We start from the raw sequence: 16787 nt of genomic DNA, 5'->3' as shown, positions 1-16787 counted from the left end.
CACCGGGCGGTACCATGGGAGAGGCGGGTGACCCTCGCCGATGCCCCAAGAATCTGACGTCTGACCGACGTCAACACTCAAGATCCATCAGGAGAGTCTGTGCCCGCGATCAATCTCGGAATGCCCTCCGCGCCGCCGCCAGTGCTGGCGCCGCGCCGGAAGACGCGCAACTTCCAGGTCGGGTCAGTAGGTGTGGGCAGTGATCACCGCGTCTCGGTGCAGTCGATGACGACCACCAAGACCCATGACATCAACGGCACTCTGCAGCAGATCGCCGAGCTCACCGCCTCTGGCTGCGACATCGTCCGGGTGGCATGCCCCACGGACAAGGACGCCGAGGCGCTGAAGATCATTGCGATGAAGTCGCAGATCCCGGTGATCGCCGACATCCACTTCCAGCCCAAGTACGTGTTCGCCGCCATCGAGGCCGGCTGCGGGGCCGTGCGCGTGAACCCCGGCAACATCCGACAGTTCGATGACAAGGTCGGCGAGATCGCCAGGGCCGCCAGCGACGCCGGCGTCTCCATCCGCATCGGCGTCAATGCCGGGTCCCTGGACAAGCGGGTCATGGACAAGTACGGCAAGGCCACGCCGGAGGCGCTGGTCGAATCCGCCGTCTGGGAGGCCTCGCTGTTCGAGGAGCACGGCTTCCACGACTTCAAGATCTCGGTCAAGCACAACGACCCGGTGATCATGGTCCAGGCCTACCAGATGCTCGCCGAGCGCGGGGACTGGCCCCTCCACCTGGGCGTCACCGAGGCCGGACCGGCCTTCCAGGGCACCATCAAGTCCTCCGTGGCCTTCGGCGCGCTGCTCTCCCAGGGCATCGGCGACACCATCCGCGTCTCGCTCTCCGCCCCGCCGGCCGAAGAGGTCAAGGTGGGCAACCAGCTGCTGGAATCGCTGAACCTGCGCCCGCGCAAGCTCGAGATCGTCTCCTGCCCCTCCTGCGGACGCGCCCAGGTCGACGTCTACACCCTGGCCGATGACGTCACCGCCGGCCTTGAGGGCATGACCGTGCCGCTGCGCGTGGCCGTCATGGGCTGCGTGGTCAACGGACCAGGCGAGGCCCGCGACGCGGACCTCGGCGTGGCCTCGGGCAACGGCAAGGGACAGATCTTCGTCAAGGGCGAAGTCATCAAGACCGTGCCCGAGGACCAGATTGTGGAGACCCTGATCGAAGAAGCCAACCGGCTGGCCGAGGAGATGGAACGCGAATCCGATGGAGATGCTCAGGCAGCGAGTGCCCCTGTGGTCTCCGTCAGCTGACGCCGCAGCTGCACGCGTGCACCGCGCCACCCGCGGAGAGGTCCGTGTGCTCGGACACGGGGACACCCCTGCGCTCGAGCAGCTGCTCGCCACCGATCCGGTGGCCAATGTCTCGGTCACCGCGACCGTGCGTGCCCGCCGCTCTGCCGCGCCCGGCAAGGGCCGCAACGGCGCCGTGGTGCTCGGCATCGACGGCGAGAACGGGCTGCTCGCCGCCTGCTGGACGGGCAGCAACATCATCCCCGTGGCGGCAACCGCCGCCCAGGGAGAACTCCTAGGGGTGGCCGTCGGTGCGATGCGCCGACGAGTGGCCTCGATCTACGGGGGCGCCGATGCTGCCCTGCACCTCTTCGAGGCCACCGGTTGGACCGGCGCACGCGACGTCCGGCCGGACCAGCCGCTGATGTCGATCACCGAGGTGTCTGAAGTGGAGCCGCTCGCGGGGGCACGGCTGTCCCAGTCGGGGGACTTCCCCCGGGTGGAGACGGCCAGTGCGGCGATGTTCACCGAAGAGCTGGGATTCTCCCCCTACGCCCAGGGCGCGAGCCAGTACCGGGAGCGCGTGCGCGGACTCATCAACGCCGGACACTCGATCATCGCGGTGGATCCCGAGACCTCCGAGATCGTGTTCAAGGCCGAGTTCGGCGCGGTCAGCCCCGAGGTGGTCCAGGTCCAGGGCGTCTGGGTGCGGCCCAGCCACCGCGGACGTGGCCTGGCCGGGCCGGGGATGGCCGCCGTGGTCGAGCACGGACTCAAGCTGGCGCCCACCGTGAGCCTGTATGTGAACAGCTACAACACTGCGGCGATTCGCGCCTACGAGCGTGTTGGATTCACCCAGGTGGGGACGTTCGCGACCATACTGTTCTAGATGACTTTCTTCCCCTCCACTCGCGCCGCGCAGCGCCGCCGTCGTCCCACCGTCGGCGCAGTGCTCGGGCTCCTCGGAGTGCTCCTGCTCACCGGCTGTGAGAGCTCCCCCGCGGAGCAGGCCGGGACGCCGGCGGCCGAGCCGGACACCAGCACCGGGGGAGTCCAGCAGCAGGTCCCTGAACCCTCCGGCAACCAGCTCTCTCACGAGGAGATGCGTGAGCAGCTGGAGTCCCGCTACCCGGATGCCGCGCTGAGCGACACCTCGGAGTACTGGGCGGGACTGCGCGACATCGAGACCGAGCTGCAGCGGCTGGTGGTCGACCCGCCCGAGTGCAAGCAGTTCGTGGTGCGTTCGGCGGTGCCGGTTCCTGCCGGCGCGCTGGTGGCCTACGCGGACGAGACGACCGAGTCTGCTGAGGACCGGAGCGATGAGCAGCCCGAGGAGCCCGAAGATGCCCAGGGCGATCCTGAAGCCGGTACGTTCGGTGACCGGGCGCGCTTCCAGCTCGCCAGCACCGAGGACGACGAGTCCGGGGATGACTCTGCAGATGAATCCGAGTCAGGAGAAGATCCCGACCCTGAGGGCGACGGCGCATCCGGTGATCCAGGGAACGGAGACTCCGACGACTCCGGTGACTCAGAGAACGGCGGCTCCGAGGACGAGGAAGAGCCCGAGCCCGAGCCCGGGCCCGTCACCGTGGACCTGCCCGGAGCGCGCCAGGCCGTGATCTATACCTTCCGCGATTGGCGCGCCGCGGATGCATACCTCGCCGCGGAAGAGGACGGACTGGACTCCTGCGACTCCTACACGGCCAGCCGCGGCGGAGAGGACTCCGCAGAGACCTCCACCTCGGTGGACACCGTCGACGTCTCCTCCACCGCCGACGCCGCACTGGGCACCACCCGGCGGATCAGCGCTGAGGGCGAGACCGAGCACAATGCCGCCATCACCCTGCGCGGCGGCTCGCACATCGTCACGGTGGCGGTCCCGCTGGAAGACGCGCTCTCCGAGGAGGAGGCCGAGGTCGCCGTCGAAGAGCTCCAGGCCGAAGCCGCCGACCTCCTCGAGAGCCTCGACTGACCTCCTGCTCGAAACAGGAATCGGTCAGCCGCAGGCGGTCGATGAAAGCCCCCGTCACAGGTGATTCAGCCCAGCGTTCATGCACCGTTGACAGCGCTGCGCGGGCCTGCTCAGAATTAAGTCATTCCCCACCACGCCGCATTGAAGCGCTCCGGCGATCGGGCGCCCGGCGTCAAGAGACAACCTCCACATGGAGGGCGCAGACATGGACACAGATCGAGACCTCGACCAGTCCTTGCAGGAACTCAGATCCTCGTTGTCGGGCGTGGTGATCGAACCGGACCATCCGCTGTACGAAGACGCGCGCCGGGTATGGAACGGCATGGTGGACGTTCATCCCCGCGCCGTGGTCCGAGCCGGCAGCATCGCCGATGTCGACCCCGTGCTCGACCTCGCACAACGCACTGGAACGCCGCTCGCGGTCCGCGGCGGAGGACATAATGTGGCCGGGCACGGCACCGTCGAGGCAGGGCTGGTCCTGGACCTCAGCCTGCTGCGCGGCGTCGACGTGAATGCTGAGACTCAGATCGTGACGGTCGAGCCCGGCGCGACCCTCGCCGATGTGGACGCGGCCACGGTCCCGCACGGCCTCGCGGTCCCGCTCGGGGTGATCAGCGCCACCGGGGTCGCTGGACTGACCCTGGGCGGCGGGGTCGGCTGGCTGACCCGGGTCTGCGGCCTGACGCTGGACAACCTGATCTCCGCGGAGGTGATCACCAGCAACCTGGAGCACGTGCATGCAGATGCGCAGAACAGCCCAGACCTGTTCTGGGCGCTCCGCGGAGGGGGCGGGAACTTCGGACTGGTGACCTCCTTCGTCTACCGGGCACAGCGACTGCCGGAACAGGTCCTGGGTGGAAACCTGGTCTACGGCCGGCCCCACTGGCGGCAGGCGCTGCAGGCGTTCGCCCGGTGGACCGAGGACCTGCCCGACGAGATGACCAGCATCCTCTCGATCATTCGGCTGCCCTCGGAGTACGGGGTCGGCGAGGAGCCGGTGCTGGTCATCGGGGTCGCCTGGGTCGGAGCAGACCTGGATGAGGGTTCGCGACTGGTGGACCGGCTGCGCGAGCATGCCCCGCCCGACGCCGAGGAGATCGAGCCGGTCCAATGGCTTGCATGGCAGTCGGCAATGGACGGGCTCTTCCCCAAGGGCGCGCGCGGCTATTGGAAGAACGCCTCCTTCTCGCGTCTCGATGACGAGGTCATCGACGCGCTGCTGGAGATCGCAGGGGAGCTCACCTGGATCGGTACGGGCTTCGACATCCATCATATGGACGGCGCCTTCGGCCGGGTGGCCGAGGATGCCACCGCTTTTCCCAACCGCTCGGCCCGCTATTGGCTCAACATCTACGGATTCTGGCAGGACCCGTCCGAGGACTCTCGCCTGACGGCGTTTGCTCGGCGGGCGCACGCCGCCGTGGAACCCCACGCCGACGACGGCCAGTATGTGAACTTCCTCGGCGCCGAGCATGAGACCGATCCGACGGGGGCCGTTCAGGAGGTCTACGGCGGGCACAAGACCCGACGGCTGATCGAGATCAAGACTCGCTACGATCCGACCAACCTGTTCCGGCTGAACCACAACATCAGACCGGCGTCGGTCTAGCCGGCGTCGATCGAGACGGTGCGGACCTGGCCGGCGCCGACGGAGGCCGCGCCGTCGAGGATCAGCCGAAGAGGTCCATGGCCACGTCGTAGCCCAGCTTGATCACCAGCGCGAAGACCACCACCAGGAACACCGCCCGGATGAACTTGGATCCCTTGGCGATCGCCATCCGCGCGCCGAGGTAGCCCCCGGCCATGTTCGCGGCACCCAGCACCAGCCCGAGGCCGATGAACACGTGTCCGGCGGGGAAGAAATACAGCAGCGCGCCGAGGTTCGTGGCCACGTTGACCACCTTCGCCTGCGCCGAGGAGTTCAGGAAGTTGTAGCCCAGCACGGTGACCAGGGCGATGACCAGGAAGGTGCCGGTGCCTGGGCCGAGCACACCGTCGTAGAAGCCGACGATCAGCCCGATCGTCACCGCGCGCGCCAGGTGGCCCATCCCCGCGTGCCGCAGCTTCTCCAGCTGCCCGACGTGGGGTTTCACTGCGGTGAACACGCCCACGCCGATCAGCGCGAGCAGGATCAGCGGCAGGATGATCCGCTCCGGGAGCGAGGCGGCGACCGCCGCGCCGCCGTAGCTGGCCAGCAGCGCCGCCGCGGCCATCGGCAGCGCCGTGGTCATCGAGGGCCTGACCCGTCGCGCGTAGGTGATCGCCGACGTCGTCGTCCCGAAGATCGACCCGAGCTTGTTGGTGGCCAGCGCCTGGACCGGGGTGATCCCCGGGACCATCAGCAGCGCCGGCAGCTGCAGCAGCCCGCCCCCGCCGACGACGGCGTCCACCCACCCGGCCGCGAAGCCGGCCATGACCAGCAGCAGCAGGGTCACCCAGGTGATCTCGAGGCCGCCACCGATCACGAGATCAGTGGCGGCCTCGAGGGTCTCGGTCAGCGCAGACCCTTGACGTGTTCGAGCACCGCCGCCGCGGCTTCGGCCACCGGGACCTCGTGGGATTCACCGGAGCGGCGGTCCTTGAGCTCGATGGTGCCGTTCTTCAGGCCGCGGCCCACGGTGACCAGCATCGGGACCCCGAGCAGCTCGGCGTCGCCGAACTTCACGCCGGGGGAGACCTTGGGCCGATCATCGTAGATCGCGGTCAGGCCGGCGGCTTCGAGCTCGCTGATCAGCGCCTCGGCGGCCGCGTAGACCTCCTCGCCCTTGCCGGTGGCGACCAGATGCACATCGGCCGGAGCGATCGCGGCGGGCCAGATCAGGCCCTTGTCGTCGTGGGTGGCCTCGGCGATGGCGGCCAGCGCGCGGGTCACGCCGAAGCCGTAGGAGCCCATGGTCACGGTGGCGAGCTTTCCGTTGACGTCGAGGACCTGCAGGCCGAGCGCCTCGGCGTAGCGGGTGCCGAGGTGGAAGATGTGGCCCATCTCGATGCCGCGGCGGGTGCGCAGCGGACCGGAGCCGTCCGGGGCCGGGTCACCGGATTCCACGACCACAGACTCGATGATGCCGTCCCAGCCGAAGTCGCGCCCGGCGACCAGGCCGAACACGTGCTGGTCAGATGCGTTGGCACCGGTGATCCAGCTGGTGCCCGACACCACGCGGGGATCCACCAGGTAGCTGATGCCGGTGCCGGACTCCTCGCCCAGGACGGGGGCGTCCAGGGTGAGTCCGGGGCCGATGTAGCCGCGGACGAGTCCGGGGTGCTTCTTCAGGTCCGCCTCGTTCGCGGCCTCCAGTGCGACCTCGCCGCCGACGCCGAGGAGGCCGCCGATGGTGGCTTCGGCGCGCTTGAGGTCCACCTCGCGGCTGCCCGGCACGCCGAGCACCACGATCCGGCGGGTGCCGTCAGGCAGCACGGCCGCGACGACGACGTTCTTCAGCGTGTCCGCCGCAGTCCATTCGCGGTCGGCCCGGGGCTGGTGGGTGTTCGCGGCGTCGACCAGGGTGGCGATGGTGTCGGTGCCGGGGGTGTGGTGGACCTGGGCCTCCGGCAGTCCGGAGAAGTCCAGCGGCTCGGGAGCCGGAGTGGTCACCGCCTCGACGTTGGCGCGGAAGCCGCCCTCGGACTCCACGAAGGTGTCTTCGCCGACGTCACAGGGGAAGAGGAACTCCTCGGACGCCGAGCCGCCCATCGCGCCGGACTGTGCGTTGACCGGGACCACGGGCAGGCCGAGCCGGTCGAAGATCCGCAGGTAGGCCTCGCGGTGGGCCGCATAGGCCGCGCTCTGGTCCGCTTCGGTCAGCGCGAAGGAATAGGAGTCCTTCATGATGAACTCGCGGCCGCGGAGCAGGCCTGCCCGGGGGCGGGCTTCATCGCGGTACTTCGTCTGGATCTGATAGATCGAGAGCGGCAGGTCCTTATAGGAGCTGTAGAGGTCCTTCACCAGCAGGGTGAAGACCTCCTCGTGGGTGGGTGCCAGCAGGTAGTCCGCGTCCTTGCGGTCCTTGAGCCGGAAGATCCCGTCGCCGTAGTCGTCCCAGCGGCCGGTCGCCTCATAGGGCTCCTTGGGCAGCAGTGCCGGGAAGTGCACCTCCTGGGCGCCGATCCGGTTCATCTCCTCACGGACGATCGCCTCGATCTTCCGCAGCACGGTCAGCCCCAGCGGCAGCCAGCTGTAGACGCCCGGGGCGGCGCGGCGGATGTAGCCGGCGCGGACCAGCAGCTGGTGGCTGGCGACCTCGGCGTCGGCCGGGTTGTCGCGCAGCGTGCGGAGGAACAGGTGAGACAGGCGGAGCGGCACAGGTGAACTCGTTTCCGGTGAGGGATCTTCTACCGGCCCAAGTCTAAGGGGCGCTCGCAGATGAGCTCCCACGCGTCGTCGACCAGCCCTCCCGCGCCGTCGCGCAGCGTGGATATACTCCCAGCGTGGCCGCCTCGAGGCCAGCGCATCCGACAGTGCCATGGGCCCGTTATCGCATTCCGGCGAGTCGGCCGGACCTGTTGCCGCGTCCCCGCGTGACCGCGGCCATCGAGCGCGCGGTCACAGGACACCGGATGACCGTCATCAGCGCCCCCAGCGGTCACGGCAAGACTCGGGCCGCCGCCGAATGGGCGAGGCATCAGCCGCGTCCGGTCGCCTGGCTCTGCCTGGGTCCGGCCGACGATGAACCGGCGGCGCTCACGTCGGGTGTCATCACTGCCCTGCGCGGACTGCTCCACGCCGACGACGATCTGCGCGAGGCGCTGGGTGAGCTGGATCCGGGCTCCGACGCGACCACGCTCTACGACCAGGTCTGCCGGACCTTCGAGCAGCCTGCGTCTGTCTCCGTGCTGGTGATCGACGACGCCCAGCGAGCCGCAGGTCAGTTGAGGGCCGGCTTGCTGGGCATGCTCGTCGACGACGCCCCCGAACACCTGCGGCTGGTGTTCCTGGGAACCACCCCGATCGAGGCCTGGCTGGCGAAACAGATCCTGGAGGACTCCGCCGCCCATCTCTCCGCAGCGGATCTGGCCTTCGACCGGTCAGAGACCGAGGGCCTGCTGAAGCGATTCGGAAACAGCCTGGACTCGCGCGAGGTGCTCGAGAGCACGCAGGGATGGCCTATCGCCGTGCAGACGGCCGCGCTGGCCAGCCAGCGGCCTCCCGGAGCGGGAGACAGCCTCGAGGACCTGTTGAGGAGCTATGTGCAGACCCAGATCCTTGACGGGCTGGGTGAATCGCTGGCGGTGTTCATCCTCACCACGACTGCCTGCACGGAGCTGACGGCCGAGCTCGCCACCGCACTGTCCGGTCGAGACGACGCTGCCGCGGTGCTGGATGAGCTGGTCGACCGCGGCATCTTCCTGAGTCGGCATTGCGAATCGGGCGAGACCCCGACCTACCGGTGGCATCCGATCTTCGCGCGGCAGTGCACCCAGATCCTGCGCCGTCAGGACCCGACGGCGCTGAACCTGCTCCACCTCAGGGCAGGCGAGCAGCTGTCGTCCACCAACCCCCTGAGCGCACTGCGCCACTTCCAGGCGGCTCAGGATCATGATCGTGCCCATCAGGTGCTGGTCGCGAACTGGCTGGAGCTGATCATCGGGGACCACGCCCGACAGGTCGCCACCTTCTGCGCGGGCCTTCCGCAGCGCTTATCCGGCGCGGCCACGACACAGCTCATCCTCGCCTGCGCCGAAGATGTCATGGGCGAGCATCAGGTGGCCCGCACCCGATTCCGCAAGGTGCTGGACTCGCTGCCCGATGACGCGACGGACGAGGGTGTGGAGTCCGTGCTCCGGGTCGCGCGACTGTTTCTCACCGACGACCCCAGAGCGGCGCTGACGGCGGCGCGGGACGTCCATGCGCGGCTCTCTGTCTCGGGGGAGTTCGAGGGACGGGAGCGGGTCGGGGTGCTGTTCCTGCTGGCCTGGACCGAGCTGCGGCTCCGCCTGCACCCTGAGTCTGCCCCCGAGATCATGTCTGCCGCCGCCCGCGAGTGGGGAGCGATGGGGGAGGCCCAGCTTGAGCGGAGCGCACTGGGCAGTCTCGCCATGGTCGATCTGTGGGATGGCAGAAACGCCCGCGCCCGTCGCATCCTGAGCGAGGTCGATGCTCCGCTTCAGGCATCGACCTCGATATCGACACACTACGAGGGCAGTGCGCTCGGCACCGCGATGGGACTGCTGGCGTACTGGTCTGCAGACTTCGAGAGCGCCACCGAATGGTTCGGTCGCGTCATCGAGGCGGGGGACGCCCCTGTTCCTCTCGGCGGCGCGGTGCGGACGTTCCTGGCCTTCAGCGCTGCGGGTGCCCGGGATCCGGCCCTGTGTCGAAGGGCTGCCCTCGAGCTGGAGGCTGTGTCACGGGAGGAGGCCCAGGGGGTGCAGTGGCCGATCTTCCGGGATGCGGCGCAGGCCGTGCTGGAGGAGGTCGCGGGGCACCGGCCGAGGGCCCTGGCGCTGGTGGAGCGACACCCTGATGCGGCAGACCTTCCGATGATCGGGGTCGTGCTGGCCGGCATTCTGCGGCGAGCCGGGGATCCCGCTCGCGCATTCCGCCTGCTGTCCCGGCATCGAGCATTCATGGGAATCTCCTACGTGGCGATCTCCGCACGAATCTCAGCTGCCCTGGTCCACCGGATGCGCGGGGAACCGGACGTCGCCCACGAATACTGTGAGTACGCCCTGGACATCGCGGAGCGCGAAGACATCCGCCAGCCCTTCTGCGACGGTGACCTGAATCTTCGCCTGCTGCTCACGGACCATCTGACCCGACGCACATCCCATGAGGCCTTCATCGCCAGCGCCCTGACGGCTGAACAGAGCCGCCGCGGGGTCCTCGCGGCCCTCTCCGGCCGGGAGGTCGAGGTGTACCGGCTGCTCCAGACCTCCAAGACGATCCAGGAGATCGCGGACGCGCTGATGGTCTCGGTGAACACGGTCAAGACCCACCAGCGAGCGATCCACCGGAAGCTGGGGGTCCGGACCCGCCGCGAGGCTCAGCAGCTCGCGCCCTGAACCTAGAGCCTCAGGCGAGGGCCCTGGCCTTGAGCGACCTGAACTCCTCCTCGGTGATGGTGCCCGAATCGCGCATCAGGGCCGCCTTCTCGATCTCGACGCTGGGACTGGTCACGCCCACCTCCCGCAGCCGCGCGAGCATCGCCTCATGGCTTCTCTGATCAGCTGCGGCGCCGCGCTCAGCCATCCCGCCGCCACGAGCGATGAGATAGATCAATGCGGTGAGGAAGGGCAGGAATATCAAGAAGAACACCCAGACCGCTTTGGAGAACCCGCCGAGCTTCCTGTCCCGAAAGATGTCTCCGATGATGCTGAACATGACCATCAGATAGGCCACAAACACGAAGGCCCATACGAACCACCAGATGATGGACCAGAACGATTCCCAGAATTCCATGACATTGCCCTTCTGTGCACGCTGCCGCCGTCGAGGAGTTGACACCTTGAGCGTCACACAGACCCCGCGGCGGGTGGACTGAAAATCACCCGTTCCGGGTGAGCAGAACGCCGCCGCGCGGTCGGCTCTGCGAGCATCGGATCAGACACCCCCTGTGCTGCAGGGCTCTGCCGGATCGCGGAGATCACCGGAGAGGGAAAAGACCATGCCTGACTTTCGATACGGCCCCGTGGAGATCTATCTGCTCGCCTTCGAGGGACAAGAGCCGGCCCCCGGTGCCCTGACCGCTCTGGCAGATGTGCTCTCCACCGGCGCGGTGAGACTCCTTGACCTGGTCGCGGTGAGCAAGGACGAGGCCGGACGAGCGGCCATGCTCGACCTGGCGGGACGCGACCGGCTGGGACTGAGCGTGGGGCCGGACCCGGTGACCGAGGGGCTGATCGGCGAGGAGGACCTCATCGAGCTCGCCGCGCCGCTGGCCTGCGGGTCTTCGGCGGTGGTGCTGGCCCTGGAGCTCAGGTTCGAGCTGATGCTCGCAGACCGGCTGGCCCAGGGGGAGGCGGAGGTCCTGCGCACCACGCGAGTACCGGCCCCGGTCGTCAACGCACTCATCGACCTGTATGACCCCGTGGAGGGAGGACCGCCGTGACGATCGAACGTGTCGGACGCCCGGGGCTGATCGGACTGGCTGCCCGAACGTCTGTGCTGCTCGGCGCCACCCAGGCCTTGACCGGGGAGGGGGACGTCTATCAGCAGCGTCGGGCACAGGACCGCGACGACCAGGAGCACTACGCCGCCGCCCATCAGCAGGCGCGCATCGAGGCAGCCGCGCTGGCGGCGATCGCCCATGCCGCTCCTCCGGCCCCGCTCGCACCTGTGCCGCTGGCAGTTCCCAGCGGCACGAGCTTCATGGATGACCTGCAGCGGCTGGCCGAGCTGAGACGATCGGGTCTGCTCAGCGAGGAGGAGTTCGCGGCCGCGAAGGGCAAGCTCCTCCGCTGAGCCGCCGCTGAACCGCCGCTGCGCCGCCGCCGAGCGATCACCCCCGACGTTCCCGGAGACTCGGTCCGCCAGCGGGCCGGGCCTGAGCGGGGCGCACCCACAGGGCTCGGTAGGAGGTGCGGCGAGTCTCAGGCACAATAGAGACGCACCGCAGACCACCACCGATAGGACCGTCATGGCCACCGCCCCCCGCCCCACCGGTGAGCAGCGCTTCCAGGATGCCCGCGCGGCGAAGATCGCCGAGCTGATCACCCCCACGATCACCGCGCAGGGGCTGTACCTCGAGGAGATCGAGCTCGCCGCAAACGGGCCCACCACCACGCTGAAGGTCTCGGTGGATCTGCTCACCGGCACCGACCAGGTGGATCTGGACACCATCGCCGAACTGTCCCAGGCCATCTCCGCCCGCTTCGACGAGGACGACGTCCTGCCCGAACTCGACAGCTATGACCTCGAGGTCTCCACCCCCGGCGCGACCCGCCCGCTGACCACACCGCGGCACTTCGAGCGCAACCTGGGCCGGATGCTGGAGATCACCCAGGCCGGGCACAGCCCGATCCTGGCCCGGCTGCAGGCGGTCAGCGACGGCTCCATCACCGTGGTCGAGCAGAAGCCGACCCCCAAGAAGGGGATGCCGGTGAAGTACGGAGATCCCGCGGAGATCAGTCTCGCGGCGATCACCCACGCACGAGTGCAGGTAGAGTTTTCCCACACGCAGTAGATACTGGCTTAACCGGAGGCACAAGTGGATATCGATATGAGCGCACTGCGCATGCTTGTCAAAGAGCGAGAGATCCCGCTGCAGCGGCTGATCCCCGCCATCGAACAGGCGCTGGTGCTGGCTTACCACAAATCGCCCGGAGCGCTGCAGCACGCCCGGGCTGAGATCGATCAGTCCACTGGCCACGTCACGGTGTGGGCCAAGGAGCAGGACGAGAACGGCACCTTCATCGGGGAGTTCGACGACACCCCCCGGGACTTCGGACGGGTCGCCGCCTCCACCGCCCGCCAGGTCATCATGCAGCGGATCCGCGACGCCGAGGACGATCAGGTCCTGGGCCAGTTCAAGGGCCGCGAGGGCGAGCTGATCTCCGGCACCATCCAGCAGGGCCGCAACCCCAACATGGTCCAGGTGGACCTGGGCAGCGTCGAGGCGCTGCTGCCCCCGCAGGAGCATGTCCCCGGCGAGGAATACGTCCACGGTCATCGGATCCGCGCCTTCGTCGTCGACGTCCACCGCGGCATGCGCGGACCTTCCATCACGCTCTCGCGCTCACACCCGGGCCTGGTGAAGAAGCTCTTCGAGCATGAGGTCCCCGAGATCGCCGACGGCTCCGTGGAGATCACGGCTATCGCGCGTGAGGCCGGGCACCGCACCAAGATCGCGGTGCGCGCCCACCAGTCGGGGATCAACGCCAAGGGTGCCTGCATCGGCTCCATGGGCTCCCGCGTCCGGGCGGTCATGAACGAGCTCAACGACGAGAAGATCGACATCATCGATCACTCCGACGACGCCGCCGAGTTCATCGCCCACGCACTCTCACCCTCGAAGGTGAAATCGGTCACCATCCTGGACGAGGCCACCCGCAGCGCCCGCGTGGTCGTCCCGGACTATCAGCTCTCCCTGGCCATCGGCAAGGAGGGCCAGAACGCCCGCCTCGCCGCGAAGCTCACCGGGTGGCGGATCGACATCGTCTCCGACGCCACGCTCGCCGCACCCTGACCGGCCGCCCACTCCCACGTTTCTGCTCGACGCCGCCGGAAGGGGTAGACTGTCATGGTTCCAGTGCGTACCTGTATCGGCTGTCGCCGTGAGGTCGCTCAGGACAAGGCAATAAGGCTCGCACTCAGCGCAGCCCAGAACGCCGATCCTGCACCGCCGCTGGTGGTGTGGGACACCGATCGGGCCCTGCCCGGACGAGGCGCCTGGCTGCACCCGCAGCGTGAGTGCTTCGAGACCGCCGTCAAGCGCAAGGCCTTCAACCGGGCCTTCCGCCGGACCGTGGACCCGAGGACGCTCGACCTGCACGACATTATTGGCACCAACGGTTGACGCCGCCTGGGGCTGCAGCAATGCAGCGGACAGTCGGAGGAGACCAGAAAGCGGGTTCAGAGAGATGGATCCCCGATGAAGACCGACGCATGAGTTCGCAGCGATGACCCATCACAGCAACTCCGTCACGGTTTCAGAACAGTTCAAACGGCCTTCGCCGATGAACCGCTGACATCAGCCCCGCTGGTGCCAGCGGGGAAGCGTGGGCCAGACAAGGAGAAATGTGGCCAAGGCCCGCGTACACGAGCTCGCCAAAGAGCTCGGCATCACCTCGAAAGAAGCCCTCGCAAAACTGCAGGGCATGGGCGAATTTGTGAAGTCGCCCTCCTCCACCGTGGAGCCCCCGGTGGCGAAGAAGCTGCGTCAGGCATTCCCTGACGCCAAGCCCGCCGCCGACGCCCCCGCGTCCAACGGCGCTGCCCGCCCAGGTCCGAAGAAGTCCGACGGTGCCTCCGCGCCCGCCGCTGACAGCTCAGGCCCGGCGCAGCCCGCCGCATCAGGATCCTCCGCGCCACGGCCCGGCGGTTTCAAGCCCGGCCCCCGGCCCGGCCCGAAGCCTGCTGCAGCGCCCGAACCCGAAGCCCCCGCAGCTGCTGCCCCCAAGGCGTCGGCCCCGAAGGCCGAGACCCCGGCTCCTGAGGCCGAAGCTCCCAAGGCTGCCGAGAAGCCCGCTGCGAGCACGGAGGCTCCGGCTGAGAAGCCCGCCTCCAAGCCCGCCGCATCAGGCGCCAAGCCCGGCGGTCCCCGCCCGGGCAACAACCCCTACGCGCCGAGCCAGGGCATGGGCGCCGAGCGCCAGGCCCCGCGTCCCGGTGGAACCGGCGGCCCCCGCCCCGGTCCCAAACCGGCTGGACCCCGTCCGGGCAACAACCCGTTCGCACCCCAGCAGGGCATGCGCAATGAGCGCAGCGGTGGACCCCGTCCCCGCGGCGGTCAGGGTGCACCAGCCGGCGCTCCGCGTCCGGGTGCACCTCGCCCGGCCGGCGCCTCACGTCCCGGCGCACCGGCAGCAGGCGGCGCAGCCCGCCCCGCAGCCGCACCACGTCCGGGCGGTCCCAAGCCGTCGATGATGCCCAGCCAGACCCCGGCTCCTGCCGGTGGTCGTCCCGGCGCCCCCGCCGGTGGCCCGCCACGCGGCGGTCGCGGCGGCGGTCCTCGCCGTGGCGGCGCAGCAGGTGCCTTCGGTCGCGGCGGCTCCAAGGCCAAGGCTCGCAAGTCGAAGCGCGCAAAGCGCCAGGAGATGGAGCAGCGTCAGTCCCGCGAGATCGGCGGCGTGCGCGTTCCCAAGGGAGACGGCACCACCGTCGTGCGGCTGCGCCGCGGCTCCTCGCTGGGCGATTTCGCCGAGAAGATCAATGCCGAGCCGGCAGCCATGGTCACCGTGCTGATGAAGCTCGGTGAGATGGCCACAGCCAATCAGTCCCTCGACGAAGAGACCTTCCACCTGCTGGGCGATGAGCTGGGCTATCCGGTCCAGATCGTCTCCCCGGAGGACGAGGACCGCGAGCTGCTGAACACCTTCGACATCAACATCGAAGATGAGCTGGCAGCCGAGGGCTCCGACGAGCTCTCCGCCCGTGCCGCCGTCGTGACCGTCATGGGTCACGTCGACCACGGCAAGACCCGACTCCTGGACTCCATCCGCAGCGCGAAGGTGACCGAAGGCGAAGCCGGCGGCATCACCCAGCACATCGGTGCCTACCAGGTCCACGTCGAGCACGAGGGCGTCGAGCGCGGCCTGACCTTCATCGATACTCCCGGTCACGAGGCGTTCACCGCCATGCGTGCTCGTGGTGCGAAGGTCACCGACATCGCGGTGCTGGTCGTGGCCGCCGATGACGGCGTCATGCCCCAGACCATCGAAGCGCTGAACCACGCGAAGGCCGCCAACGTGCCGGTCGTCGTCGCGGTCAACAAGATGGACAAGGAAGGCGCCTCCCCGGACAAGGTCCGCGGTCAGCTGGCCGAATACGGTCTGGTGCCCGAGGAGTACGGCGGCGACACCATGTTCGTCAACGTCTCCGCGCTGCAGCACCTGCACATCGACGAGCTCCTCGAGGCCGTGCTGCTCACCGCAGACGCAGCCCTGGAGCTCACCGCGAACCCGAACAAGGCAGCTCGCGGCGTGGCCATCGAAGCGAACCTGGACAAGGGTCGCGGCGCCGTGGCCACTGTGCTGGTCCAGTCGGGCACGCTGCGGGTGGGCGACAACATGGTCGCCGGCACGGCTCACGGCCGCGTCCGCGCCATGTTCGATGAGCACGGCGAGACCGTCAAGGAGGCCCTGCCCTCCCGTCCGGTGCAGGTGCTGGGTCTGTCTTCGGTGCCTCGCGCCGGTGACACCTTCCTGTCCACCTCCGATGACCGCACGGCTCGGCAGATCGCTGAGAAGCGTGAAGCCGTGGAGCGCAACGCTCAGCTGGCCAAGCGTCGCAAGCGCATCAGCCTGGAAGACTTCGACCAGGCTGTGGCAGAAGGCAAGATCGACACGCTCAACCTCATCCTCAAGGGCGACGTCTCCGGTGCCGTGGAGGCCCTGGAAGATGCGCTGCTCAAGATCGATGTGGGTGCCGATGTGCAGCTGCGCGTCATCCACCGCGGCGTCGGTGCGATCACGCAGAACGACGTGAACCTGGCCACTGTGGACAACGCAGTGATCATCGGCTTCAACGTCCGACCTGCGGAGCGCGTCAACGACCTGGCCGAGCGTGAAGGCGTGGACATGCGCTTCTACTCGGTCATCTACGCCGCGATCGATGACATCGAGGCAGCCCTGAAGGGCATGCTGAAGCCAGAGTACGAAGAGGCTTCACTGGGCAGCGCGGAGGTCCGCGAGGTCTTCCGCTCCTCGAAGTTCGGCAGCATCGCCGGTTCGATCGTCCGCTCCGGCCTCATCCGCCGCAATGCCAAGGCGCGCCTGGTGCGCGATGGCAACGTGGTGGCAGACAACCTCACCATCGAGTCGCTCAAGCGCTTCAAGGACGACGCCACCGAGGTCCGCGACGGCTTCGAGTGCGGCATCGGCCTCGGATCGTTCAACGACATCCGCGAAGGTGACAGCATCGAGACCTGGGAGATGCGCGAAATTCCGCGCTCCTGACCAGGCCCGCCGGTTT

General features: G+C 68.4%; 14 protein-coding genes. 11 read left to right on the top strand and 3 right to left on the bottom strand.

Features of this window, described 5'->3' with window-relative positions:
• Nucleotides 1-120: 120 nt before the first annotated feature.
• The 4 genes from ispG to LTI14_RS01445 all read left to right on the top strand — a co-directional run bounded on the left by ispG (nucleotide 121) and on the right by LTI14_RS01445 (nucleotide 4829).
• Nucleotides 121-1269, top strand: coding sequence for a flavodoxin-dependent (E)-4-hydroxy-3-methylbut-2-enyl-diphosphate synthase (gene ispG / locus LTI14_RS01460; protein WP_255727281.1), 1149 nt, complete (start codon nucleotides 121-123; stop codon nucleotides 1267-1269).
• Nucleotides 1270-1285: 16 nt separating this feature from the next.
• Entirely contained in the window at nucleotides 1286-2137 is an 852-nt protein-coding gene (locus tag LTI14_RS01455; RefSeq protein ID WP_241475492.1) for a GNAT family N-acetyltransferase, read from the top strand.
• The gene (locus tag LTI14_RS01450; RefSeq protein ID WP_241475490.1) at nucleotides 2138-3220 is read left to right on the top strand and encodes a hypothetical protein; all 1083 of its coding nucleotides are present in this window, start codon (nucleotides 2138-2140) and stop codon (nucleotides 3218-3220) included. It abuts the gene before it with no gap.
• A gap of 205 nt (nucleotides 3221-3425) precedes the next feature.
• A complete protein-coding gene (locus LTI14_RS01445; protein WP_241475488.1) occupies nucleotides 3426-4829 on the top strand; it encodes an FAD-binding oxidoreductase in 1404 nt (467 codons plus the stop codon).
• Between the two features lie 61 nt (nucleotides 4830-4890).
• Here the strand turns inward: LTI14_RS01445 and LTI14_RS01440 are convergent, their stop codons facing one another.
• A complete protein-coding gene (locus LTI14_RS01440) occupies nucleotides 4891-5685 on the bottom strand; it encodes a TSUP family transporter (RefSeq protein ID WP_370642650.1) in 795 nt (264 codons plus the stop codon).
• Nucleotides 5686-5714: 29 nt separating this feature from the next.
• Nucleotides 5715-7520, bottom strand: a complete 1806-nt coding sequence (locus LTI14_RS01435; RefSeq protein WP_241475486.1) for a proline--tRNA ligase — start codon at nucleotides 7518-7520, stop codon at nucleotides 5715-5717.
• A 254-nt stretch (nucleotides 7521-7774) separates the two neighbouring features.
• Between LTI14_RS01435 and LTI14_RS01430 the strand changes: the two genes are divergently transcribed.
• The gene (locus LTI14_RS01430) at nucleotides 7775-10219 is read left to right on the top strand and encodes a helix-turn-helix transcriptional regulator (RefSeq protein ID WP_241475484.1); all 2445 of its coding nucleotides are present in this window, start codon (nucleotides 7775-7777) and stop codon (nucleotides 10217-10219) included.
• Nucleotides 10220-10229: 10 nt separating this feature from the next.
• Here LTI14_RS01430 and LTI14_RS01425 read toward each other — a convergent pair whose 3' ends face one another.
• Entirely contained in the window at nucleotides 10230-10616 is a 387-nt protein-coding gene (locus LTI14_RS01425; RefSeq protein WP_241464084.1) for an SHOCT domain-containing protein, read from the bottom strand.
• A gap of 205 nt (nucleotides 10617-10821) precedes the next feature.
• Here LTI14_RS01425 and LTI14_RS01420 point away from each other — a divergent pair, with 205 nt between their 5' ends.
• The 6 genes from LTI14_RS01420 to infB all read left to right on the top strand — a co-directional run bounded on the left by LTI14_RS01420 (nucleotide 10822) and on the right by infB (nucleotide 16771).
• Nucleotides 10822-11265, top strand: coding sequence for a DUF6325 family protein (locus tag LTI14_RS01420; protein ID WP_241464086.1), 444 nt, complete (start codon nucleotides 10822-10824; stop codon nucleotides 11263-11265).
• Nucleotides 11262-11618: an SHOCT domain-containing protein gene (locus LTI14_RS01415; RefSeq protein WP_241470082.1), complete on the top strand. Its 357-nt coding sequence runs from the start codon at nucleotides 11262-11264 to the stop codon at nucleotides 11616-11618. The genes LTI14_RS01420 and LTI14_RS01415 overlap by 4 nt, the downstream gene beginning before the upstream one ends.
• A 175-nt stretch (nucleotides 11619-11793) precedes the next feature.
• Entirely contained in the window at nucleotides 11794-12339 is a 546-nt protein-coding gene (locus LTI14_RS01410) for a ribosome maturation factor RimP (protein WP_241475476.1), read from the top strand.
• Nucleotides 12340-12363: 24 nt separating this feature from the next.
• Entirely contained in the window at nucleotides 12364-13341 is a 978-nt protein-coding gene (gene nusA / locus LTI14_RS01405; RefSeq protein ID WP_241464092.1) for a transcription termination factor NusA, read from the top strand.
• Between the two features lie 54 nt (nucleotides 13342-13395).
• Complete coding sequence (locus LTI14_RS01400) at nucleotides 13396-13671, top strand: YlxR family protein (RefSeq protein WP_241464093.1); 276 nt, start codon at nucleotides 13396-13398, stop codon at nucleotides 13669-13671.
• Nucleotides 13672-13894: 223 nt separating this feature from the next.
• Nucleotides 13895-16771 (top strand): translation initiation factor IF-2, encoded by a 2877-nt coding sequence (infB, locus tag LTI14_RS01395; RefSeq protein ID WP_241475474.1) that lies wholly within the window; start codon nucleotides 13895-13897, stop codon nucleotides 16769-16771.
• Nucleotides 16772-16787: the final 16 nt, after the last annotated feature.

This window comes from Nesterenkonia sp. YGD6 (assembly GCF_022565895.1).
Lineage (GTDB): Bacteria > Actinomycetota > Actinomycetes > Actinomycetales > Micrococcaceae > Nesterenkonia.
The sequence above is the reverse complement of the archived record's forward strand: the minus strand, read 5'-3'. Positions and strand labels throughout refer to the sequence as shown.

Coding starts and splice junctions, on each gene's coding strand:
- LTI14_RS01410 (WP_241475476.1), top strand. CDS start 11,794: ATGGCCACCGCCCCCCGCCCCACCGGTGAGCAGCGCTTCCAGGATGCC.
- LTI14_RS01400 (WP_241464093.1), top strand. CDS start 13,396: ATGGTTCCAGTGCGTACCTGTATCGGCTGTCGCCGTGAGGTCGCTCAG.
- LTI14_RS01425 (WP_241464084.1), bottom strand. CDS start 10,616: ATGGAATTCTGGGAATCGTTCTGGTCCATCATCTGGTGGTTCGTATGG.
- LTI14_RS01420 (WP_241464086.1), top strand. CDS start 10,822: ATGCCTGACTTTCGATACGGCCCCGTGGAGATCTATCTGCTCGCCTTC.
- LTI14_RS01445 (WP_241475488.1), top strand. CDS start 3,426: ATGGACACAGATCGAGACCTCGACCAGTCCTTGCAGGAACTCAGATCC.
- LTI14_RS01430 (WP_241475484.1), top strand. CDS start 7,775: ATGACCGTCATCAGCGCCCCCAGCGGTCACGGCAAGACTCGGGCCGCC.
- ispG (WP_255727281.1), top strand. CDS start 121: ATGCCCTCCGCGCCGCCGCCAGTGCTGGCGCCGCGCCGGAAGACGCGC.
- LTI14_RS01450 (WP_241475490.1), top strand. CDS start 2,138: ATGACTTTCTTCCCCTCCACTCGCGCCGCGCAGCGCCGCCGTCGTCCC.